Origin of the sequence: Hymenobacter telluris, assembly GCF_017313265.1 — a bacterium.
In the GTDB taxonomy this organism is placed as follows: domain Bacteria; phylum Bacteroidota; class Bacteroidia; order Cytophagales; family Hymenobacteraceae; genus Hymenobacter; species Hymenobacter telluris.
Window position 1 is genome coordinate 390633 of the sequence record NZ_JAFLQZ010000001.1, and the last position, 22713, is coordinate 413345.

The 22713-nt window shown below is 58.0% G+C and carries 12 protein-coding genes; 5 read left to right on the plus strand and 7 right to left on the minus strand.

The window, feature by feature from the left end; genetic code table 11:
- Window positions 1-22 precede the first annotated feature (22 nt).
- On the plus strand, window positions 23-1534 hold the full coding sequence (locus tag J0X19_RS01570) for a T9SS type B sorting domain-containing protein (RefSeq protein WP_206980123.1): 1512 nt from the start codon (window positions 23-25) through the stop codon (window positions 1532-1534).
- 84 nt (window positions 1535-1618) lie between these two features.
- On the opposite strand, the gene pseB is transcribed toward J0X19_RS01570, so the two are convergent.
- Together pseB and J0X19_RS01580 are read right to left on the minus strand one after the other, a co-directional pair.
- Window positions 1619-2638, minus strand: a complete 1020-nt coding sequence (pseB, locus tag J0X19_RS01575) for a UDP-N-acetylglucosamine 4,6-dehydratase (inverting) (RefSeq protein WP_206980124.1) — start codon at window positions 2636-2638, stop codon at window positions 1619-1621.
- Window positions 2639-2782: 144 nt separating this feature from the next.
- Window positions 2783-4096: a glycosyltransferase family 4 protein gene (locus J0X19_RS01580; protein ID WP_317194723.1), complete on the minus strand. Its 1314-nt coding sequence runs from the start codon at window positions 4094-4096 to the stop codon at window positions 2783-2785.
- 108 nt (window positions 4097-4204) lie between these two features.
- On the opposite strand from J0X19_RS01580, the gene J0X19_RS01585 reads away from it, so the two are divergent.
- Both J0X19_RS01585 and ffh read left to right on the plus strand, forming a co-directional pair.
- Window positions 4205-4651 carry a hypothetical protein gene (locus tag J0X19_RS01585; protein WP_206980125.1) on the plus strand — a complete coding sequence of 149 codons (447 nt, stop codon included), beginning with the start codon at window positions 4205-4207 and terminating at the stop codon, window positions 4649-4651.
- A 50-nt stretch (window positions 4652-4701) separates the two neighbouring features.
- On the plus strand, window positions 4702-6060 hold the full coding sequence (ffh, locus tag J0X19_RS01590; protein ID WP_206980126.1) for a signal recognition particle protein: 1359 nt from the start codon (window positions 4702-4704) through the stop codon (window positions 6058-6060).
- A 156-nt stretch (window positions 6061-6216) separates the two neighbouring features.
- Here the strand turns inward: ffh and J0X19_RS01595 are convergent, their stop codons facing one another.
- Window positions 6217-10410 carry an Ig-like domain-containing protein gene (locus tag J0X19_RS01595; protein WP_206980127.1) on the minus strand — a complete coding sequence of 1398 codons (4194 nt, stop codon included), beginning with the start codon at window positions 10408-10410 and terminating at the stop codon, window positions 6217-6219.
- Between the two features lie 355 nt (window positions 10411-10765).
- Complete coding sequence (locus J0X19_RS01600) at window positions 10766-11242, minus strand: nucleoside deaminase (RefSeq protein ID WP_206980128.1); 477 nt, start codon at window positions 11240-11242, stop codon at window positions 10766-10768.
- A 215-nt stretch (window positions 11243-11457) separates the two neighbouring features.
- Between J0X19_RS01600 and J0X19_RS01605 the strand changes: the two genes are divergently transcribed.
- Together J0X19_RS01605 and J0X19_RS01610 are read left to right on the plus strand one after the other, a co-directional pair.
- Window positions 11458-13344: a CHRD domain-containing protein gene (locus J0X19_RS01605; protein ID WP_206980129.1), complete on the plus strand. Its 1887-nt coding sequence runs from the start codon at window positions 11458-11460 to the stop codon at window positions 13342-13344.
- Window positions 13345-13844: 500 nt separating this feature from the next.
- Window positions 13845-14180 (plus strand): Dabb family protein, encoded by a 336-nt coding sequence (locus tag J0X19_RS01610; RefSeq protein WP_242581802.1) that lies wholly within the window; start codon window positions 13845-13847, stop codon window positions 14178-14180.
- A gap of 127 nt (window positions 14181-14307) precedes the next feature.
- On the opposite strand, the gene J0X19_RS01615 is transcribed toward J0X19_RS01610, so the two are convergent.
- The 3 genes from J0X19_RS01615 to J0X19_RS01625 form a co-directional block, all read right to left on the minus strand.
- The gene (locus tag J0X19_RS01615; protein ID WP_242581804.1) at window positions 14308-17967 is read right to left on the minus strand and encodes a family 78 glycoside hydrolase catalytic domain; all 3660 of its coding nucleotides are present in this window, start codon (window positions 17965-17967) and stop codon (window positions 14308-14310) included.
- A gap of 18 nt (window positions 17968-17985) precedes the next feature.
- Window positions 17986-20061 (minus strand): glycoside hydrolase family 43 protein, encoded by a 2076-nt coding sequence (locus tag J0X19_RS01620; protein ID WP_206980131.1) that lies wholly within the window; start codon window positions 20059-20061, stop codon window positions 17986-17988.
- A gap of 263 nt (window positions 20062-20324) precedes the next feature.
- Window positions 20325-22688: a glycoside hydrolase family 127 protein gene (locus tag J0X19_RS01625; protein ID WP_206980132.1), complete on the minus strand. Its 2364-nt coding sequence runs from the start codon at window positions 22686-22688 to the stop codon at window positions 20325-20327.
- Between the last annotated feature and the right edge of the window lie 25 nt (window positions 22689-22713).

Here is a 22713-nt window from a genome sequence, read left to right on the forward strand (position 1 = left end):
GGGCAATGGCTTTTTCGCCTTCTTGGTAAGCCCAACTGGTATTGCTGGCACCGCCGTAGTGAGCCGGGTTGGTACGGTGCACCAAGGCGGTGGTGGCACGTTCGGCAACGCTAATTCCGTGGGGTACATGAAGGCGTCTCCCGATGGGAGCCTGCTGGGTGTAGCAACCCGCGACGCCGGCCTAGAGCTGTTTAATTTCAATAATTCCACCGGGCAAGTCAGCAATGCCCGCCAGCTCTACACGGGTAGTACATTTGATAGAACGTATGGAGTAGCCTTTTCTCCTGATAACACCAAGCTGTACACTACCGACCTGGCAAACGGAATCTATCAGTACAATTTGAGCAGCGCTACTCCGGCTTCAACGCGGCAAAACATCGGCTCATTATTCGGCTATCCTACTAGTGCCTTACAACTTGGCCCCGACGGCCGTATTTATGTGGCATTGCTTCAAAGTCCTACAATGGGGGTAATTGCCAATCCTAATGCCCTTGGGCTAGCCTGCGGCTATACAACTGGTTCTGTGGTAGCAGGTGGCCTGTGTCAAGTAGGTTTGCCCAACTTTCCTAATAGCTTTTCTCAGCAGATAACAACGGCTACTGTTTCGGCGCCAGCAGTTTGCGTGGGCGCAGCAAGTTCTTTCTCCGTTGCGCTGTCGCCTGTTACGCCAGTAGCTACGCACGTTTGGAATTTTGGTGACCCGAGTTCAGGGGCGGCTAATACGGGTACTGGTGCCACTCCAACCCACACCTACGCAGCCGCTGGTACCTATACGGTTACCGTCACGACAACCTTGCCAGGAAATGCTAGTCCTATTATCACCACTCAGACGGTAACTGTCAATCAACTGCCCGTTGTTTCAATAGGGGCGCCGGCACAATCTATTTGCCCTGGCCAAACGCTAGTGCTCACAACCAGTACGCAGCCAACAGGGAGTACGTTCCGGTGGCAGGATGCTTCTACCGGTACTTCTTTGGTGGTCACGCAGCCTGGTATTTATTCAGTAACGGTAACGTCGCCGCAAGGCTGCTCTGCTCAGGCAACTACCACAATTTCTTTGCAGGCAGCGCCCACAGTGCGCCTTGGGGCCGATACCACCGCCTGCTTGAGTGCGCCTTTGGTATTACGGGCTAATGCGCAGCCGGCGGGAGCTACCTATCGGTGGCAAGACAACTCAACTAACAGCACATTTATGGTGCAAGCTGCGGGTACTTACGCAGTGGAAGTAACGTTGTCAGGCGGTTGCACAGGGCGCGACGAAATTGTAGTGCGTGACGCGCAGTGCCCGTTCAAGATTCCTAATATTATCACGCCCAACGGAGATACTAAAAACGATGCCTTCGCGCTGAAAGGATTGAATCCACGAAACTGGAGCATCGAAATTTACAATCGTTGGGGCCGCCGCGTGTACCAAACGGCTGCTTATGATAACTCCTGGAACGCGGCCGGGCAGTCTGCGGGTATATACTACTACATGCTCCACAATGCACAGACCGGTCAGCACTACAAAGGCTGGGTGGAAGTGATACGCTAACAGAAACGGATAGGCCTGCAATCAAGAAAAAGCCCACTGCGTTCAATGAATGCAGTGGGCTTTTTCTTATTAATTGTGGTGGTATTACACTTCAAAATCTGCGTCTACGTGCAGCCGGATTTCCTCGCGGATCTGCTCGGCAGACAGCCAATGGTCGTTGTTAGCGGAATCGTAATGGAAGCCCAGCGGCATGCGTTTGCCACCGAAATGCGCTATGAATTCATCTACGCTCCATTGCGGCGTAGACGGCAGAATGACGTAATACCTGTCGAGCTCGATAGTGCTTAGCGCGTCGGTTTCGGTTATCATTTCCTCGTGCAGCTTCTCGCCAGGGCGAATCCCCACGATTTCCTGCCGGCAGTTTGGGCCGATGGCTTCGGCTACTTCCGTGATTTTGTAGCTCGGAATCTTTGGTACGAAAATCTCGCCGCCCCAGCTGTGCTCCAGCGCATACAGCACTAAATCCACGCCTTCTTCCAAGGAGATGTTGAAGCGTGTCATGTCGGGGTGGGTGATGGGCAACACGCCGGAGTGGCGCTGTTGCAGGAAAAACGGCACCACCGACCCGCGGGAGCCAATTACGTTGCCGTAGCGCACCACCGAAAAGCGCAGGTCACGGGCGCCTTTCATATTGTTGGCAGCCACAAACAGCTTATCGGAGCAGAGCTTGGTGGCGCCGTACAGGTTGATGGGGGCGGCAGCTTTATCAGTGCTCAGCGCTACCACTTCTTTCACGCCACAGTCCAGCGCGGCGTTTATCACGTTTTCGGCCCCGAAGATGTTGGTTTTGATGCACTCCATGGGGTTATACTCGGCGGCGGGCACTTGCTTGAGGGCGGCAGCGTGCACAATAATGTCTACCCCTTCGCAAGCCCGTTTCAGCCGGTCCGCATCCCGCACGTCGCCAATAAAATAGCGGATAGCCGGATACTTGCTCTGCGGAAACGTCTGCGACATTTCGTACTGCTTCAACTCGTCGCGCGAGTACACTACCAGCCGTCGCACCTGCGGAAACTTATCGAACACAGTCTGCACAAACTGTTTGCCGAACGAACCGGTGCCGCCGGTTACCAGAATAGATTTATGATTGAGGTCGAGAGCCATTAAAAAGAAGCCAGGAGTTAGAAGCCAGGAGCTAGTAGGAGACAGGAGAGGAGGCGCAAAGGTAAGGGTACTTGGGTAGTGCGGAAAGATGGGATACGAAGGAGAAAATATGGCTCCTGACTCCCTGCTCCTAACTTCGAGCTCCTAGCTTCTCTTCACCAGCTTCACCAGCTGCTCGGTAAGGGAGCGGCGGGAGTAGCGGGCGTGGCTTAGGGCCGGTAGGTCGAGGTTGGGATTAACGCGCCACTGGGCCACGAGCGTTTCCAGGCACTCCAGCATGTCCTCGTAGGCGTCGTAGGGCCAGGCGCGGCCGGCGCCGCACTCTTGCAGCAGGTTGTCGGCATCGGAGCCGGTGGGCCCCACGCAGATGATGGGCTTGTTGGCGGCCAGGTACTCGAACACTTTGCCCGGCAGGATACCGAAGTTGTGGGCCACATCCGGAATGGCCATCAGCAGCACGGTGGAGCGCAGCAGAAACCCCACCGATTCGTCGTGCGGTACGAACGGCAGCAGCTCGGTAGCGTCGTTGAGGCCGGCGGCAGTAAGCTGGCGCTGCACGCCCTCGGCTACTTTGCCCACGAAGCGCAGCCGGAGCGGCACCTCGGGGTGGCGGCGGCGGCACTCCGCTACGGCGCTCAGCAGCAGCTCGATATGGTAAGTTTCGGAAATGGTGCCCGTATGCGTAATCAGCAGCGCATCGGTGGGCGGGGAGGAGGGAAGCAGGAAGTCACTCTCGTCGTAGCCGTTGGGCAGTACATGAAATTTACTGTCGTGCAGCTTGCCCGATTTGCCCAGGAACAGCCGTTTGGTATCGGCGCTGGTCGTCAGCACAATGTCGGCCTGCTCCAGTACCTGCCGCTCGTAGCGGGCGTCGAGCCAGCGGGCTGGCGCGGTTTGGTTTAGCTCGGCCTTGTAGTAAATGTCGGTCCAAGGGTCGCGCAGGTCGGCCAGCCAGCGCCAGCCGTAGCGGCGTTTCAGCTCCAGCCCAATCAGCTGCGAGGAGTGCGGCGGTGAGCTGGTCAGCACGGCGTCAAACTGCTCCCCTTGCGCCACCAGGTCGGCTACGGCCTGCAAGGCGTGAGCGTTCCAGCCGCGCCGGGCATCCGGAATAAACAGGTTGCCCCGCACAAACTTGAAGGCCCGCTGCACCAGGCTGGTCTTGCTTTCGTTGGCGAAGCCGCCGTAGGGTATTTGCTGCCGTCCGGTCAGTTTCTTGTAGCTCCCAAAGGGCTCGGAAGTACCCGTCCGAAGCACCCGGACGCTGGCGGGTATTTCGGCGGCTAAAGAATGGTCGAGCACTGGGTACGCGCCGCGCTCCGGGTCCACGGTAATCACCGTGGGCTCAACGCCCAGCGCGGGCAGGTGCTTCACAAATTTCAAGCTTCGTTGCACACCCGCCCCTCCGGATGGCGGCCAGTAATACGTAATGACGAGCAGGCGGAGCGGACGGTCGGGCACGGGAGCAGAACAGGAGGCGTGAAAGTGCGAAGGTACGCAGATGCGGCCTTTCGGGGTTTTCTGGTTACTTTTGAAGGCTGGACCCGTTTTCAGCTCGTATACCCTCGCATGGCTCCCGACAACTCCGAAATTTTGGCTCTCCTGGCCGACCTGCTTCGCGCCACTGACCGGCAGACGGAAACCACTACCCGCGCCATTGGGGAGCTGCGCACGGAAATGCGCCAAACCGCCCAGGAAACCAATGCCCGCTTCGAGGCCATCTTCGACCGGTTTGCCACGGCCGTAGCCGACGGCTTCATCCGGATGGAAAAGAAAATTGACGGCGTAAAAGACGAAGTGGCCGGCGTCAAGCAAGAGGTAGCCGACTTGAAAAAAGAAGTGGCCGGGGTGAAAGACGAAGTAGCCGGCGTCAAGCAGGAAGTTACGGAGCTGCGCCACGACGTGCAGCAAATAGACCAGCGGCTGGCTCGCGTGGAAGTAACTCAACCCACTGTGGTTGACGTGATTCGGCGGCTGGAAGTTCTGGAAAATATAGTGTTGAATAAGGCTTCTTAGCGAGCCAGAAAACAACGCAGCAACATTTTACATAAGCAGCGCATCAACCGATGTTTGATAACCTCAGTACCAAGCTCGACAAAGCCTTTAAAACCCTTAAAGGCCAGGGCAGCATCACCGAAATCAACGTGGCGGCCACCATCAAGGAAATCCGCCGCGCCCTCGTTGACGCCGACGTAAACTACAAGGTGGCCAAGGAAGTCACCGACAAAATTAAGGACGAGGCCATGGGCCGCGACGTGCTAACTACCGTGTCGCCGGGCCAGCTCATGACCAAAATCGTCTATGATGAGCTAACCCAGCTCATGGGCGGCGACAAAAAGGACATTGTTATCAAAGGTGACCCGGCCGTGGTGCTGCTCTCGGGCCTGCAAGGCTCGGGCAAAACCACGTTTGCCGGCAAGCTGGCTTCCTTTATCAAGAAGCAAAACCGCACCGTGCTGTTGGTGGCCTGCGACGTGTACCGTCCGGCGGCTATCAACCAGCTGCAAGTGCTGGGCGAGCAGATTGGGGTGGAAGTGTACGCCGAGGTGGAAAACAAAAACCCGGTGGACATTTCGCGCAATGCCATTGAGTACGCCCGCAAAAACAACAAGAAGGTGGTTATCATCGACACCGCCGGCCGCCTGGCCGTGGACGAGCAGATGATGACTGAAATTGAAGCGGTGAAGCGGGCCATCAACCCGAGCGAAACGCTGTTCGTGGTGGACTCGATGACCGGCCAGGACGCCGTAAATACCGCCAAAACCTTCAACGACCGGCTGAACTTTGATGGCGTAGTACTCACCAAGCTTGATGGTGACGCCCGCGGCGGTGCGGCGCTCAGCATCCGGGCCGTGGTGGAAAAGCCCATCAAGTTCATCTCGACCGGTGAGAAGATGGAAGCGCTGGACATGTTCTATCCCGACCGGATGGCGCAGCGGATCCTGGGCATGGGCGACGTAATTTCGCTGGTAGAGCGCGCGCAGCAGCAGTTTGATGAGGACGAAGCCAAGCGCATCAACCAGAAAATCCGCAAAAACCAATTCAACTTCGATGACTTCCTCTCGCAGCTGGAGCAGATCAAGAAGATGGGCAACCTGAAAGACTTGGTGGGCATGATTCCCGGCATGAGCAAGGCCATCAAAGACGTGGAAATCGACGATGATGCCTTCAAGCCTATCGAAAGCATTATCAAGAGCATGACCCCTTTCGAGCGCGCCAACCCCGATGTGCTCAATGGCTCCCGCCGCAAGCGCCTCGCCAAAGGCTCCGGCACCGATATTCAGCAGGTCAACAACCTGATGAAGCAGTTCGAGGACATGCGCAAAATGATGCGCACCATGAACAAGATGAGCCAGACCAAAGGCGGTATGCAGCAAATGGCCCGCATGATGGGCGGCATGGGCAAAGCCGGCGGTAAGTTCTAGCCCTTATCCTGCGCTGAAAAAGCAATCGGCCCGGACGCTCCCACAGTGTCCGGGCCGATTGCTTTTTAAGGCATACCTATGACTGCTATATAATACAAAACGCTCCCGCAACTACTTGCGGGAGCGTTTTGTATGAAGGAGTTAAGGAAGCAAACGTTAGTTGCGGATCATTGGCAGCGTGATAACTGTTTCGGCACCACGTACTCGCAGTAGATAAGAGCCGAGTGGCAGCGTGTGCAATTCCAGCGGATGCTGAAGGCCGCCTTTTAGCTCAAACTTTCCGAGCTGACGCCCGGCCAGGTCCAGTACCTCTACGTGGTAGTCGGCTACAGGCAGGCCTGTCAGGTCGAGGGTGGCGCTGCCGGTGTGCGGGTTGGGGTAGAGGGCAATGGCGGCTTTTGCGTCGCGCACGAACCGTACCATCCGAACCGGGGAGTAGCTGCTGGTGCCGTCGCGGTCCACTTGCCGCAGGCGGTAGTAAATCGGCTTCAGCGACAGGCGAGCTGCGCCTTGGTCGATGTAGCGGTAAGTGGTTTCGCGGGTGGTAGTGCCCTGGCCCTGCACCGCGCCAATCTGCTCGAAGCTGCGGCCGTCTAGGCTGCGCTCCACGTCGAAATGGTCGTTTTGCAGTTCGCTGGCCGTTACCCAATTCAGTACAGTATTTTGATTCACAGCCGCAGCCTCGAAGCTTTTCAGCTCCACCGGTAATGGTCGGGCAATCATTACATCCTCGTAGGTATTGCCAGGGTTAGTGCCCGTATAGTTGCTGCCGCCAGCGGCTCCGTAATTGGCGTCGTTTGAGTAATAGTTGCCGCCGGGCTGGATAGTGGAACCAGCTGTAATACGTAACGGATTGGTGTAGCTTACGCCGGCACTAGCCTGATACGCAACGTTGTCGTTGGCCGTGGCCGCAATAGTCGCGCGGAAGACGATGCTTACCGATGCCCCTGCTGGAAGCGCGCCCAGGCTGAACGAAGGAGTGCTACCGCCGCTGCTAACTGCAAAGTCGATAGGCGTGCTTGATGTATTATCGGCCAGAATCAGTGTTACTTCGGGGGTAAAGGAATCGTCGAAGCTAAAAACGTTGTTTGCAAGGCTTGCAAAGATGTTTAAGTCATCGGCCACGCCTCCCGTGTTGGAAATGGTGAGAGTATACATAGCCGGATAGACGGCACTGCCCGGCGCGCCTACTCTGTTGCGGTTTGGAGTTTCTGTGCGCAAGGCAACAGTCAGCATTGGTAGGCAACCGCCTGCTCCGGCTATCGTGTTGGCAGTAGCGGTGCTTGTAGTAGTGCTGCTGCTGCCAGTGTTGCCGGCCGCTGCGCCAAAAGCGCGGCTGTCAGTATTAGTGCCACCCCGGGCACCAGCCGCTGTAGAGGCAGAAGCTAAGGCCGAGCTAGCATAAATGAAGCCACCGCCGCCGCCGCCGCCGGGTCCTACAGAAGCAGTAGCATTAGTTCGTGCATCGCCGCCTCGGCCACCGTCAGCACGCACGGTCAACCCATTCAAGCCTGACGCTACTCCACTCGGAGGCGAGGCCATCAGCAGTACAGTGCCGCCTGCTCCACCACCGCCGCCGCCTTCGGGTAAGGCGCCGGCGCTAGGTGCCGCACCGCCGCTTGCTTCTACAGTGGCAGTACCAGTTACAGATCCAGTGCGCAACAAAATGATGCCTCCTCCGGTACCCCCACTGCTTAGGTACTCATTGGCCGAAGTTGCATTGGTAGAGCCGGCTCCACCGCCGCCGCCCATTATGAGGCGCTCAGAGCTACCAGAAAAGACTACGCCGCCCGATGCCCGGGCCCCACTACCAGTTGTTTCAGTACCAGTGCTTGCTCCCCAGCCACCAATTCCGCCTTTGCCAGCATTGCTACCACCGCCGCCGCCTGCGTTACCATTGTTGTTGGTGGGAGTGGAAGAAGTGGAGCCGCCGCCTGCATTACCGGGGGCTCCTTGCGCGGTACTACCGTTCACATAGCCTTCGCTACCTGTGTTTACTATCGTCGTGCCGCCTTCATACACATACCGAGGGGTACCGGCCGTGCCTTCGCCCTTCGAGCCGTGTGCTCCCGCACGTGTAGTGGCTGCCACATTACGGAAGGCGGAGGCGGCGGTCATACCATCGTAGCCTTTTGCGCCGCCGCCCCGGAACCCTTTCGCCGTCATAGACAGAGAAGAGCCGCTGCCATTGAAAATGGTTTTACCTGCTACATCCAGCACTAATACACCACCTGTGCTACCATCCCAGGCAGGACCGGTTACGGTGCTGCCAGCCGCGAAAGTGAGGGTTGCGTACTGAGGAACCCGAATAACCTGGAAACGACGCTGCCCCGTTTGCGTGCCCGAAATGTTGGCATAATCAACAGTTTCGTATCCGTATGCTAGCCCTTTATTAAGAGTAATAGTTAGGTTGCCGCCTGAAGTGGTAATGCTTTTAACACTAGCATACTCGTAATGCCCGGCGGTGAAGTTTGTGGTTAAGTTTCCACTGGCTTCCCCACCGGCAACTCCATCACCGTAGGCATCCGAGTTAGTCGTATTCAGATCGGCTCCCTGCATTTGCATAATCAACACCACATCGCCAACAGCAAGAGCGTTGGTTGCACCGCGCGTGGCGGTACTTACGCGTATAGTATTGTTGCCTGCTGCTACTGTTTGGTTGCCAGCATAGTAGGTGTTTAGGATTTGATTGGTGCCACTGACAGTGAACGGGCCATCTTTGCCGGGAGTGGCGCAGGCCGTGCTTACGTTGGCAATACCACTGACTGTGGTAGTAATAGTTGCTGTGTTGTTGGCCGTAACGGGGTCGGGGATGGAATTGCCGGAAACGGCGGTGCCGGTTATCGTGCCGCTGGCTGGTACCACAATACTCACAGAGTTTGCAATGGGGGGCGCGCCGCTGGCTAGGCTGGCAACGGGGGCAAACGTAACCAAGCCGGTAGCGGCGTCATAACTTCCGCTGGATGGCGTGACACTGCCGGCTGGCAGCCGAGGCGCAAGTTGTAACGTAGCCGTCACGTTCTGGGCCGTAACGGAGCCCAGATTAGTGGTGCTCAGGTTGTAAGTAATGCGGGCCCCCGGATTGGCAGTAGCAGGCCCCGTAATGCTGGTTGCCACATCAGCGCCCTGCACGATAATTGTGATGTTGGCCGGACTAGAGGTGGAAGTTGTTTGGTTAAGGATGTCGTTGACGGTATATGGAATAGTAACGGTACCCGCGAAATTTCCAGTAGGCTGAAACGTTACTTGCCCCATTGGGTCTACAGTAAAAGTGCCCTTACCCGGAACTGTGAGCGTATTTTGAATACCAGGAGTGCCAAAATCCAAATCCAGAGAATTGGGCTGAAAACCAGTGCCCGGAAATATGTCGTTACTGATGGCATTGAGCGTAACCGGCTGGTCGTAGCGCGTGGCTGCTAGGTCGTCGTTGGCAAACGGGGCCTGCACGATATTCAGGTTGCGGATTTCGTGCACGTTGGTCAGACTGCCCGTCGAGCCCGAAAAGCCTAGCCGGAGCCGGTCAGGCGGCGTGCTAACCGTTACGTTATCAACAGTGGTGGTAACTACGCTGCCATGCTGTACGCGTACCGTTATACGGTAGGTGCGGGTGCTGCCAGAGCCGGTAGGTACCACGTCGATAAATGCCCGCCGATAGTCAGCGGAGCCGCTTTGGGCACGAGCGGTGGGCACATCCAGGCTGAACCCGAGTTGGTTGAGTGCCGTGCCCGTTAAGTAAGGATAGTCAGTGGCGCTGGACCCGTCGCCAGCTCCCCGGATGGAAATAGCATCCGGGGTGAAACCGGGTCCGCCGTTGCGGCCTTCGGTAGGGTTGGCGAAGTTGCCGAACTCATCGATACCAATACCGATGTAGCCGCGGGAAACCCCTGGCGCCGCCGGGGCATTGGTTTTCTGGGCGTAGCCCAACGAGCCGCCCGATGCGCCAATGCGGAAGCCGCTGGCTGGCTGACCGGCTTCGTCTACCAGAAATACACTGAAGCCATCTGCTCCGCTACCACCGTAGGCAAAAAATTCAAAGGAAATAGTAAATCCATCCGGTGCATCAAAGCCTACATTATCGATGATGGAACCCGCTTGGTCGGTGGCGGCGCTGGTTAGCCGTAGGTAGCCTTGACCAACTGCATCATTGCCTGTTTGGCCAGTGCCGGTCAGGCGGGCTGCTCCGCTGATAGTAAAATTAGGGGCCGAGGCATTTTTGAAGGTTTCGTTTCGCGGAAACTGCGCATACGCCTGCTGGGTAGCACCAAACAGAAGTGTTGCCGGTAACAGTAATCGAACGGGCTTTATTAGCCGAATGCCAGCCTGGCGTAAAGAGGGGAGAATTGTTTTCATTGTAGTGTAGGTTGGATTTGTAACGCGGATAGAAGTTCGAGCTAGTGTGCTCTTTGTGCGGAGAATTGTTCAATTTTATCTTTCCCCTCTAATCTACATAATAGCAGCAGCAACACTAACCTTCAGGGCAAATATAGAAGCCTGTCATTGGCTTGCAAATTGTACTTTATGATTTCAAATCAAATCTGTTGATTCGCTGTAAGAAAGATTCTAAAACAAAAAAAGACAATAGTTAAGTCCTATTAAGTTTTAAATAAACCAAAAATGATAACTGTAGCTATGTGCAAACACAAATCCCCTGCTGCTGTTCGAGTAGCTGAACAGTAGCAGGGGATTTGTATGTATTGTGTTATGCTTAGTAGTTTGTCTTAGTTTCGTGCGCTGCCCAGGCTTCAAAGCCTTGTTTAGATTCGTCTCGTAATAATTCTATCATACGGATTCTGCGTTGCTCCAGTGGCTTCTGAATCTCATCGTAGATGAACTGGTCGTCGAAGCCGGCGGCGGCGGCATCCTGTTTGGTGTTGCCATAGAACACGCGGCGGGGCCGGGCCCAGTAAATAGCGCCGAGGCACATCGGGCAGGGCTCACAGGAAGTGTATAGGTCGCAGCCGTCCAACTGAAACGTGCCGAGCGTAGTGCACGCCTTTCGGATGGCATCTACCTCGGCGTGGCAGGTAGGGTCGTTGGTGCTGGTTACTTGGTTGAAGCCACGGGCAATGATGACGCCGTCTTTCACTACAACGGCTCCAAACGGACCGCCGTGGCCGGCCTGCATTTTTTCAATGGAAAGGCGAATAGCTTCGCGCATGAAGTCGGGGTTGGGTGCTTCCATGCTGATCAGGGAATGAGGTGAGAAACAAGTGGCAGTATGGACAAAGCCGCAAGGTACAGCCCATAGCCGGCAGCCACGGTAATTGATTTTGGGGTGGAGACAAAAAGAAAATATACTTCTCTGAACATATTTAGGGAGTAGGAGTAGTAAGAGGGTACTGTTTAGCTGCTGGGCGAAAATCCGGCAGTATTTCTAACTCCCATCCTCATAGTAGTATGCATCAAAAACTTACGCATTTGCTGGCCGGCTTGTTGATCCTGCTGTTCAGCCTTCCTTCGCAAGCCGACCATCTACGGGCGCACCTACTGCTGGGTGCCACCCTTACTGGCAGCCAAGAGGTACCGGCCGTCACGACGGCAGCGCGCGGTGCCGTGAGCTTCACCGTGAATGCCACGCGGGACACGCTATTTATTTCCGGGGCTTTCAGTGGCTTGAGTGGGCCCATTACCATGGCGCATACGCACTTGGGATTCCGCGGAGTATCGGGGCCGGTGGTAACTGATTTATTCCGCTTCATCCGGGGCAACCGCATTCAGGGCTTCCTCACCGGCACCGACATCGACCGGGGCAAGCTGGACCGCTACCTGCGCGGTGGCTACTACCTGAACGTGCACACGGCGGCCAACCCCAGCGGCGAAATCCGGGGGCAGATTGAGCTGGAAAAAGACGAACACTACATAGCGGTACTTTCGGGCGCCAACGAGGTACCTCCCGTTACAACTTCGGCCGTGGGTATTGGCACATTCAGCTTGGCTCAAGCCCAGGACAAGATGAAATTTCGGGTGGTGGCCACCGGGCTTAGTGGGGCCATTACCGACGCGCATTTTCACCAGGGGCTGCCTGGCGTAGCCGGCGGCGTTATTCAAAGCCTCCTAACGTACGTAAGCGGCAACGTAATTGAAGGTGAGCTGACGCCTGACGCAACGGTGCTGGCGGCGCTGGCCAGCGGCCAAGTGTACATCAATATTCATACGGCCGCTAATCCCGGCGGCGAAATCCGGGGCCAACTGGTGCGGCAAGTGCGCCACCTCGGCCACGATGCGCGCCTGGATGGCGCGCAGATGGTACCCGCTGTAACCACAACTGCCAAAGCTGTGGCCTTCGGGCGGCTCAACGCCACCTTCGACACCTTGCAGGTGTTCTTGGCCCACACCGGCCTCAGTGCCTCCCCAACTAGCCTCACCGTCTTTGCCAAAGAGCTAGGACAGGCCAACACTGCTGCCGATTTGATTAGCACTGTTTCATTAACAGGAGCCCCGGCTGCTTTCAGCGTGAGCTTCACCGGCTTATCGTCGGCAGCGGTTAATCTGTTTCTGACGGGCGGGGTAAATTTCGTGCTCAACACGGCAGCCAATCCCAACGGCGAAATCCGGGGGCAGGTGTACCGGTTGGCGCGTGAGGGGTATACCTTCTCCATGAATGGCAGCCAGGAGCGCCCCACGCCCAATGCCAGCACTGCCTACGGGTCCGGCTTTGTGAGCATGGACCGTGACCAGAGCAATGTGCACTTCAGCTTGGCCTGGGGAGGATTGAGTGGTCCGGTTACGGGCGGGCATTTCCACACGGGCCTGCGCAACCAGGGCGGCCCAGTGGTGTTTGAACTTAGCCCATTTTACACGCCTGCTGGCAATACCGCCATTTCGGCCGAAGGGTTCTGGCAGCCTACCGGCAACGCAGCCCCCAATGCAGCCGCGCCGTTTACCGCTCGCCGCGCCCTCCAGTTCCGCCGCGACAGTATCTACGCCAATATTCACACCGCGCTTTATCCGGCCGGCGAAATCCGGGGCCAGGTATTTCGCGGTGCCCGCGACCTGGCCATCGTGCTCAGTACCCAGCCGGCGGTACTCGTTGCCGAATCGTTTGGCTACTATCCAAACCCCTTCCACGATGCCGTTACCCTGTCTTTTGATTCGCGGGTAGCAGGTACCGCCTCTGTTAAGGTGGCTGATTTGGTGGGCCGTACTGTAGTTACACGGCCATTGGCGGTGAAAGCCGGAGCTAATCAGCCGCAGCTTGATTTAGCTGGTGTAGCGCCCGGCGTTTATTTGGTTACAATAGAAATTGCAGGCTCTCGGCTGGTAAGCCGATTAGTGAAAGAGTAGCAATCCAGTCAACGCCTAGCGGAATACCCAGCTGCCTAAACCAGCTGGGTATTCCAAATAAAGTTCCTTTGTTCTATTGTATCCAGTGCTTTTGGCGCGGTAGTTGTACGCGTTTTAGTAGAAAGAATACTTTTTTAGGTGTTTTGGTTGTGGAAAAGAGGCGGCTCGTTGAGTCGCCTTTTTTTATGGCTGACGACCAGCTACTTATACGCTCTTCTTGCTTTGATAAGAGTGGACTAGGAGTTGGTAACAGAGGTTATTGATTGGGGGCAGAAACAATGCGCACCGCTGCTGCCGGACCGGGAAGGCACAAGTGGAGGCGTGGGCGCGACAACCGCCGGTTTGTGAATGCCGTGCTGTAATTAGCGCGCAATAGGCCCAGCGAGTGAGGCAATTGGCACCCCACATACTCACGCATGGGCCCGGCCGAGTTGTGCAGAAGCTACTGAAGCGGTAGTGATGCCTTCTAATCGTTTCTTTCGCTTATGCGTTTACGGCTTATGACTACATCCTCCGTCCCCGCGCTTTTTGTACACCACGTCTTGTTTTACACCCCGGCCGGCGCCAGCGAGGCAGATAAGCAAACTCTTTTGGAAGGGCTGCATAAGCTCGCGCGCATTCCTTCCATTAAAATGGCGCACATCGGTACGCCCGCCCCAACCAACCGCGACGTAATAGAGCGCACCTACACGTATTCCTGGCTCTGCCTGTTCGATAATGCCGAGCAAGAAGAAGAGTATCAGCAACATCCCATTCACGACGAGTTCCGCAACCAGTACGCCCGTTACTGGGAGAAAGTCGTGATATATGATGCTATTGGCCCCAGCTTGAGCTAGCCGGTAGGGCTCAGAAACTACCGGTTCCGCTGCTAATCAGTATTCAGCATAATGAGTCCAGCCTTCGCCAAACCTGTTGTGGAAGAGGTAGTTGGTTAGCAGAGAGAATAGGAAGCCTGGCCAGTTTTTATTGGGTGGTTGTGAATAAGTAATTGCCAGAACGCACCTCGTACACTGCTTTGCCGTGTTCCAGGCGCAAAAACTGTACGCCCGCCGCTTTGGCTGCTCGCCGGCCACCTTCGGTTACGTCACGCTCTTTCTGAGCTGGCAAATACAGGGTGGCCGTCGTGTTGGCGGGCACCACCAACCGATACTGGTACGTGGCCCCGGTTTTCTGCCAGCTGCTTTCAATACGGCCGTACATTGAGTCGTAGTAGCCGTTGGCAAAGGTCATGGCGCCGGTGGGGTCGGGGGTGGGTTGCAGGATGAAATGCTGAAAACCCGGCGAGTTTTCGTCGCGGGCAATGCCCAGTGACGTATCATAGAGCCACGCGCCCACGGCCCCGAACGAGTAATGATTGAAGGAGTTCATGCGGTTGTTGCCGCCGAAGCCTTCGGTGTGCGTATACGAGTTCAGCCGCTCCCAAATAGTGGTGGCGCCCTGCTCAACCGAATATAGCCACGAGGGGTAGGTGGTCTGCTGCAACAAGCGGTACGCCACGTCAGCGTGCCCGTTTTCCGATAAGGCCCTGGAAATCCAGGCGGTACCAATAAAACCGGTCAGCAGCGAGTAAGGGGGAGCCATGCCGCCAGTATCGAGCTTGTTTTGCCGCGTAATGGTGGTCAGCAGGTTGGCTACGGCCTGAGCATGGTTTTCCGGGGCGTACCCGCCCAAAGCCAGCGGCAGCACATAGGAAGCCTGCGTATCGACCAAGTCGCCGGAGGTGGGGTTGGTGTTGTGGTGCTGCTTGAAACCCGAGTGTATGGTGCGCTTGGTTTGCTTCTCCACATACGTGGCATTGAAGAATTGCTTGCGTTGCTGATGAAGCGTGGCAAACTCTTGGGCGTCGGCGGTTTTACCTAATGCCGTGGCTACTTTCTGCATGATATCCAGGTCGAAAAGAAAGTAGGCTTCCCAGAGCAGCGTATTATCGTTGCGGTTCTGCTCAGGCCCCAGCCAGTCGCCCAGCGGACCGTCGTTTAGCACCCCGGTTTTCGGGTCGAGTTTGTGGCGCAGGTAGGTGATGTAGCTCTTCATGGCGTCGTAGTGCTCAGCCAGCAGTTGCTGGTCGCCGTACTGCTGGTAGCTTTCCCAGGCCACGGTGATACCAGCGCTGCCCCACAAGGTACCCCCAAAACCACCGCCCAGCGGGGCCACGTCCGAGAAACGACCGTCGGGGCGCTGTACATCGCGCATGGCCTGCATATGGCGGCGCAGGAACTGCGGCACATACCCTAAATAGGTGGCTGTGCGCGAGAAAACCGAAATGTCGCCACTCCAGCCCAGGCGCTCATTGCGTTGCGGGCAGTCAGTGGGGATAGACAGAAAATTGCCCCGCATCGACCAGGTGATATTCTCCCACAGCTTGTTTACCAGCGGGTTCGATGATTCGTAATGCGAGGCCAGTTTATCGAGTGAGCTAAGAACGGTGCCTTTCACAGCCGCCACGGGCAATGCCCGCTCGATGCCGGTAATTTCCACGAAGCGGTAGCCGTGGTAAGTGAAGCGCGGGGCAATGGTTTCGGTGCCCCCCTTGGCCAGATAGATGTCCTGGGCCATGGCGGCGCGAATGTTTTCCAGCATGAGCATCCCTTCCTGGCCTTTGTATTCGGGTAGGTTAGGATACTGCACTTCGGCGTAGCGCAGCACAATTCGTTGGCCCGCCCGCATGCCCGTTAGCGTGATGCGGGGCACGCCCACCATGTTCTGGCCCATGTCATACACGAACACCCCGGGGCGCACCTCTTCCACCGACTTGGCCGTTAGCTCGGCTATGGGGCGCACAGTCTGGCCAAATTGCCCAACCAGCTTTGCCTGCGAGTAATCGTCTACGGCGGGCATGTTGGCCCACTCGGCCCGGTCGCGGCTCACGTGCTGCATTAGGCCCACTTCCTGCACTGGTTTCCAGCCGCTAGCCGGGTAGGTGGGCAAGCTCCACTGCGCTATCCGCGCCTCTTGGGTGGCATCATATACTTCGCCCTGGAAGAAGCTGCCGTACACTGTCGGGCCACCGTTGAAGTACGACCAAGTAGCCGGGTTGCTCACTATTACGTCTTGATTGCCATTCACATACGTAACGACCAGCTTGGCCAGCAAGGATTGCCGGTCGCCGAAGAAATTCCAGAACCCGCCCATGTAGGTAGCCCCGCCGCTCCACCAGCCCTCGGCCAGGATGGCGCCTAGCGCGTTCGAGCCGGGGCGCACCTGCGCCGTGACGTCGTAGGTTTGGTAGAGATGGGTTTTGGGGTACTGCGTCAGGCCGGGGTTGAAGTAGGCACTGTCGAGGCGGCGGCCGTTCAGGTACACGTCGTAGATGCCCCGGGCGGTAACGTAGAGACGGGCCTTAGCAATCTTGGCCGCGGCCGCCGCGAAAGTGGTGCGTAGCATGGGGGTGGCATTGCGGCTCGGGTTGCCGAGTACCAAAGCGCCCGTAGCCCCGCCGCGCACCTGGTACGCCCCGTTGCGGACGCGCACAGTGCTGGTAGCCGAAAAGATACCAGTGTAAGGTTGGGCCGTGAGTTGCTCGCTAAATACCACGTTCGAGGGGCTGCGGAAGTTGCGCAATTCCACGTTGGAAAAGGCGGCCGATTGGCCCGGTGGTACGGCAAAGCCAATGTCGGCTACCACCGGAAAAGCAATAAAGTCGCCGCCCTGGCCCAGTGGGTTCAAGTTGACTTCGGCCACCTGGTTTTCCTGCTGATTGCCATCGAGGTAAATGCGCGTAAGTCCCAGGTCCGAGGTTAACTCAATGGTATGCTTGGCGTACTTAGTTGCCTGGTTGAGGAGTGCGGTGGGAATAGCGTAGCTCTTGAACGGCGTATCTTTCTTATCAGTGGGATGATACCCCGCCCGGTAGATATGTAATTGAGCCTTACTTTGTTTAGCTAAGGGTGCAATATCCAGCTCCAGCCGCAGGTACGACTCGTCGAGTTGGTTTTGCAGATGGTAGAGATTCTTATGCTTATCAAGCAGGCGCGGGTCGTTGGCTCCGTACAGGAAACTGGCGCGGGTGCTCTTGGAGGCGGCATCTAGTTGCACGGTGTAGCCTAGCTTGAACACCGGCAGGTAAGGGGAGTACAACACCATATCCTCGTCGCCGCCACCAATCCACTTGGCGCCGCTCCAAGCCGTTAGCTGAGGGTCAGGGTTGAGCAAGCCGGTTTCAAACCAAGACGCGGCCGTGTGCTTTTCGTTTTGCTGGTCCCACACCTCCACCACCCAGGTGTAGCGGGTGGTGGGGGCTAGTGGTTGGCCAGCGTACAAGATGTTCAGCGAAGCACTGCGGGCTACCTTTCGGGAGTCCCAGACCAACTCGCCCGCCTCGTTGCTGACGCGCACCTGATAGGCCGTCTGGCGGCAGCCGCGTGGCTGACTAGGCGCCGCAGCTAGTTGCCAGCTAAAGCGGGGGGCCTCCACATCCATACCCAGCGGAGTTTGGGTGTACTCCACTTGCAGATTGACAATGCGCAGGTCGGCGGCCCGCAGCGCACCGGGCAGCAGTAACAGTAGCCCGAAAAGCCAGCTTCGAGCAGCCATTCCAAAGCAGTCATTCTTGAAATCGGCTAGCAGGGCCCTAGCACGGGGCGTTTGCAAGTCAAGTGAAGTAGCAGCAGAAGAGGAAGGCATGAATCAAGGAAGGCAACATCAGTTCGTAACTGTCCAGGCAAAGCAGGCACCGTCGCGGCGGTCGGGGCGGGTACCGGGGGCATCGGCCGAGCACAGGCTGCCAGCTTTGGGGTCGGCGAAAAGATAACGGTGGGTGAGCAGCGACTGTAGCATCAGGTCGCCGCGTTGCATGTCCTGCCACTGGAAAAGTGAGGCGTCGCCTTGCTGTTCTTTTTCGAGCCGCACTTCGGCCATGCCGCCCAGGCCGCGTACTGTCACCCAGCCGCCGGTAGCCACCGACTGCAACGCCACGCGCCCCTGGCCTTTATCAACCACCCGGAAGCGGCTGGTAGAGCCATCCGCGGCCAGTTTGTCGCGGGCCGCCACCGGGCGCACGAAGTTCTTCCAGCTTACCAGCACGGCGCTGTCGGCGAGGCTCGTGAGCTTGATTTCCTGGCCGTAGGGGATATGCCGCGTGAGGCCCCGGGGGCGAGGCTCGGCCACCTCGAAGGTGTTGAAATCGGCGTAGCCGCCGTCCTTGTTCAAGGTGTTATAGTTGAACAGTCCGTAGCGTACCCCCTGAAACGTGCGCAGCTGAAATACCATGGTGCATTCCGGCCCTAGCTCAGTAAACGTACGCCCGTCGAGGCTGTAGCTGAAGCGGGCTTTTTCGGTGTCGAAGTTGCAGCTGGTGCGTAGCCACAGGTGGGAAGCTGCCAGAGGCTGGCGGGTGGTTTGGCCGGTTACGTGGTCGTACTGGCGTAGCTCCAGCCCGTTGGCCTCACGGGCCGCGCCCAGCCACGAATACGGCCAGTTCAGCAACGCCAAGCCCGCCACATCGCCGGGTTGCAGCTTGCTTAGGTTCACTTCCGTCGTCACCACCGACTCGGGGCCGATGGCGCGCTGCGTGAGCGTGTTGCGGGCCTGCCAGAAATCAGCAGACGGCAAAGAATGCAGGCGCAGGTGCCCTTTGCGCTCAGCCAAAGACCACTTACCGGCCACCGGGGCGTGGTTCCACTGCCACACGGGTTGCAGGGCGGCAGCCGCGAAGTCGTCGCTGCGGCGGTAGGGTGCGTGGGGCGTAACGGTGGCGTCGGTGTTGGGCTTCACCCACGTACCTGGCGTGCGGGTAAGGTTGCCGGGCAAGCCGAAATAGGGCCAACCGTTTTGCCAGGTAACGGGCGAGAGGCAAGTCAGGCGGCCCACCGAGTTGTGGTCCATCATCGACCAGCCCCACCACTCGCCCGATGGGGTTTCCACCAGTCCGCCTTGGTGCAGCGTAATGCTGCGCACCAAGTTGGGCACAGGCGGCGTGAGCTTAAACGGCGGCTGGTTCCCGCCGGCCAGCATGTAGCCAGTGCCAAAGCCCAGGTTTTCTTCGGCGCTTATCACCTGCACCTGGTACGGGCCGCGGGGGCTGTCGGCCCGCAAACACACCTGATAACAGAGCGGGTCGTAGAGGGTGTTGGTGATGTAGTACTTGCCGTTGATCTTGTAGATGTGGCAACCCTCGCCCGCGCCGCTGCCCTTGGTCACGATAATCTGCTCTGAGCCGGGCCGGATATCGGTGAGGTCGGCGGTCAGCTCGGCCAGGTGCAAGTCTTCGTAGCCCCACACCACGTACACTTTGCCATCGTCATCAAACAGCACCGACAGGTCGTGAAACGACTGTTTTAGCTCGGTGTGCTTCCAGGGGCCCTTGGGGTTGGTGGCGGTGTAAAGCTGGGTTTTGCGCCCGTTCACGTTGGTGAAGATGTAGAACGTACCGTTGTGGTAGCGGAAGCTCGGGGCCCAGATGCCCTGCCCATAAACACTCTTGCCCTCTTCCAGCCGGTAAGCGGGGCCAAAGTCGAGCGTGCCCGCCGCGTAAGTCAGAAATTCCCAGTTCACCAGGTCTTTGGAGTGCAGCACGGGCAGGCCGGGCATGGCGTGCATGGTGGTGCCGGTGAGGTAATAGTCGGTGCCAACGCGGATAAGGTCGGGGTCGGAAAACTCGTCGTAGAACAGCGGGTTGGTGTAGGTGCCGTTGCCGTTATCCGACGTCCAGGTAGGAGCGGATAGAAAGCCGGGAGCTTTTTTCTGCGCAACAGCAGGCAGCCCAGTTGCCAGCAGCAAGCCAGCACAGCAGATTTTTCTGAGTAGACACGCTACGTTCATAAGTAGTTAGCTTATTGATTGTCAATGATTTTTAGCTGCAAGGCAAGGCGCTTAGCACGTTCCGAAAAGCCCACGAGAGTAGCGGCCAGTACCGCTTGGCTGGTGCCGGCAAGCAGCCCGCGGTGCCCGCCAATAGGGTACCGGCCCACGGTGCTGCTTAACGCCAGAGTGGATGGTGAGCGGCAAAAAACAGCAGGGCTTGGTTGGTGCGCTGGGAGCTGTTATTTCAGCAGCAAGACGTCGTAGATGCCGCCGGCTGTAGAGCCCGGCGCGGCCGCAAACTTCACGTTCAGGGTTAGGGCCGTGCGGGCTGACTCGGGCAGCTCGTAATCGGCCTCGAAAAAGGCGTCGCCTTGGCGGCCATCTAGCTTCACCTGCGTGAGTTGCTTGCCATTGACTAGGATAGAGAAATAGCGGTTTTTGTCGCCTCCGAAGTAGGTGATGCGCAACGTTTTGGCCTCGCGCTTGGGGTTTTGCAGGTTGTAGCTGAACCAGTGAGCAGCATCGCGCCAGTGCCGGTCACGAAAGGTGCCGGCCTGCGTTTTCTCGCCCTCAAAGCCGTGGTCGGATTCGGGTTGCTGCTCGCCCGGCGCCACCTGATCAATGGTGCGGGCGGCCAGGGCCCGCCGGATGGCGTCTTTCTGCCGCAACGCCTCTTTGCGAGCTGTAAGCTCCTGGGGCGTGGCTACCGGCCAGTATAGCATGTAGCGCGCATCATGAATCTGGTAAAACGGCACCAGCTCCACGTTGCGGAATGCCTCGCTGTCAACCAAACGCGCCGCCGAAAAGGTAAGGGGCTTGCCGGGCACGGGTTGCAAGCCCTGGGGTAGCTCGGCGGCCGAAGAGGCCACTAGTATTGGGGCTTCCTCAATGGAGTAAAGCGGCCCGCGCGCCACGTGGCCCATGCGGCTGCCATCGGCCCGCAATCCTACCAGGCCGGTGGTATCGGTGCGGGCGGCCAGCACAATGGGGCCGTGCACGAACGACACCCAGGGCGAATGGTCGGGCAGGTATTCGGCTTGGGTGTGCATGGGCAGCGCTACGGCTACCACGTCGCCGGAGCGCCACTTGCGGCGGATGGTAACGTAGCCGGCGCGGCTGGTACTCTGGGGCACGGCCCGCCCGTTTACGGTTAGCTGAAACTGCTCGGGCCGCACCCACACCGGCCGCCGGACGCTCAAGGCCATCTGGCGCGGCTTGCGCAACGTAAGCTGCACGGCCGTTTTTTCTTCGTAGGGGAAGCGGGTGGTTTGGCGCAGAGTCAGACCGGCTTCCGGCCACGACAGCTGCGAGGGAAGAAACAGGTTGACCAGCAGCTCGTTGGTGCCTTGGTGCGCGTATACCAGCTCGCCGTATTTGCCGTGGTTTTCCAGGCCCGAGCCCACGCAGCACCAGAAGCTTTCCTGCGGCTGCGAGTACACGCGGTAGTGCCGCGGCCGAATGGGCGTGAAATACACGAATCCGCCCTGGTTGGGGTGCTGCGACGACAGAATGTGGTTGTAGAGGGCTCGTTCGTAGTAGTCGAGGTAGCTGGTAGCGGCACTGGTTAGGTAAAGCTGCTTGGTGAGCTTGAGCATGTTGTAGGTGTTGCACGTTTCCGGCCCTTCGCGCCCCTCCAGCATAGAGGTGAAGTTGCCGACCGGGTTGAAATGCTCACTCACGCTGTTGCCGCCAATGGAAACCGTGCGGTTCTGCACCACCGTCTGCCAGAAAAACGCCGCCGCTCGTGCCCAAGTCGTATCCCCGCCTACTTCCGCTACGCGCTTAAAGCCAATGACTTTCGGTATCTGGGTGTTGGCGTGCTGGCCGGTTAGCACGTCCTTGCCCGCGAGCAGCGGCTCCAGGGTGGTACGCTGCGAAAAGCGCTGGGCCAGGCGCAGGTATTTGGGTTCGTGGGTGAGCTGGGCCACGTCGGCAAACACTTCGTTCAGGCCACCATGCTCACTGATAAGTAGTTGCTGAACTTGCGCGTCAGTGAGGTTGGCAGTGAGGTCCACGGCCCAGTCGGCCAGTTTAACGAGCACCGTGCGGGCCTGCTCGTTGCCAGCAAACAGGTAGGCGTCGCGCAGGCCGGCGTAGGTTTTGTGCAGGTTGTAGAGTGGCACCCATTTCTTGTTCAGCGAAAAGCCGCCCACCTCAAGCTGCCCGGCTTTCACTTGCTGCCACATGGCGCGCCCACCCGGAATACCGCCCACGTACCCGTCGCCGCTGCGCTGCTGGCAGCGGGCAAGCTGCTCAACCGAATAAGTGAGCCGCTGTTGCACTTGCGCGTCGCCGGTAGCGGCGTACATATACGCCAGGGCCGAGAGGTAGTGCCCGCCTATGTGCCCGTCGAGGCCGGTATTCTCCCAGTTGCCGTAGCGCTCGGCCTTGGTGGGCAGGCCCGCCTCGGCTAGGTACGGCGCCAGCAGCCGGTCAGGGTCGAGGGCCAGCAGGTAGGTTTTGTCGGTTTGTTGAGCTACCAGAAAAGGGCTGTCGAGCAACTGTACCGCCGACAAGGGAAAGCTCTGCAAGGCAGCCTGCTGACCGAAGCCAGCCAGTGGCAGCACGCAGGCGCACCAAAGCAATAAAAAGCGCTTTTTCATGAGAGTGGGTGGGAGCGTATCGTCT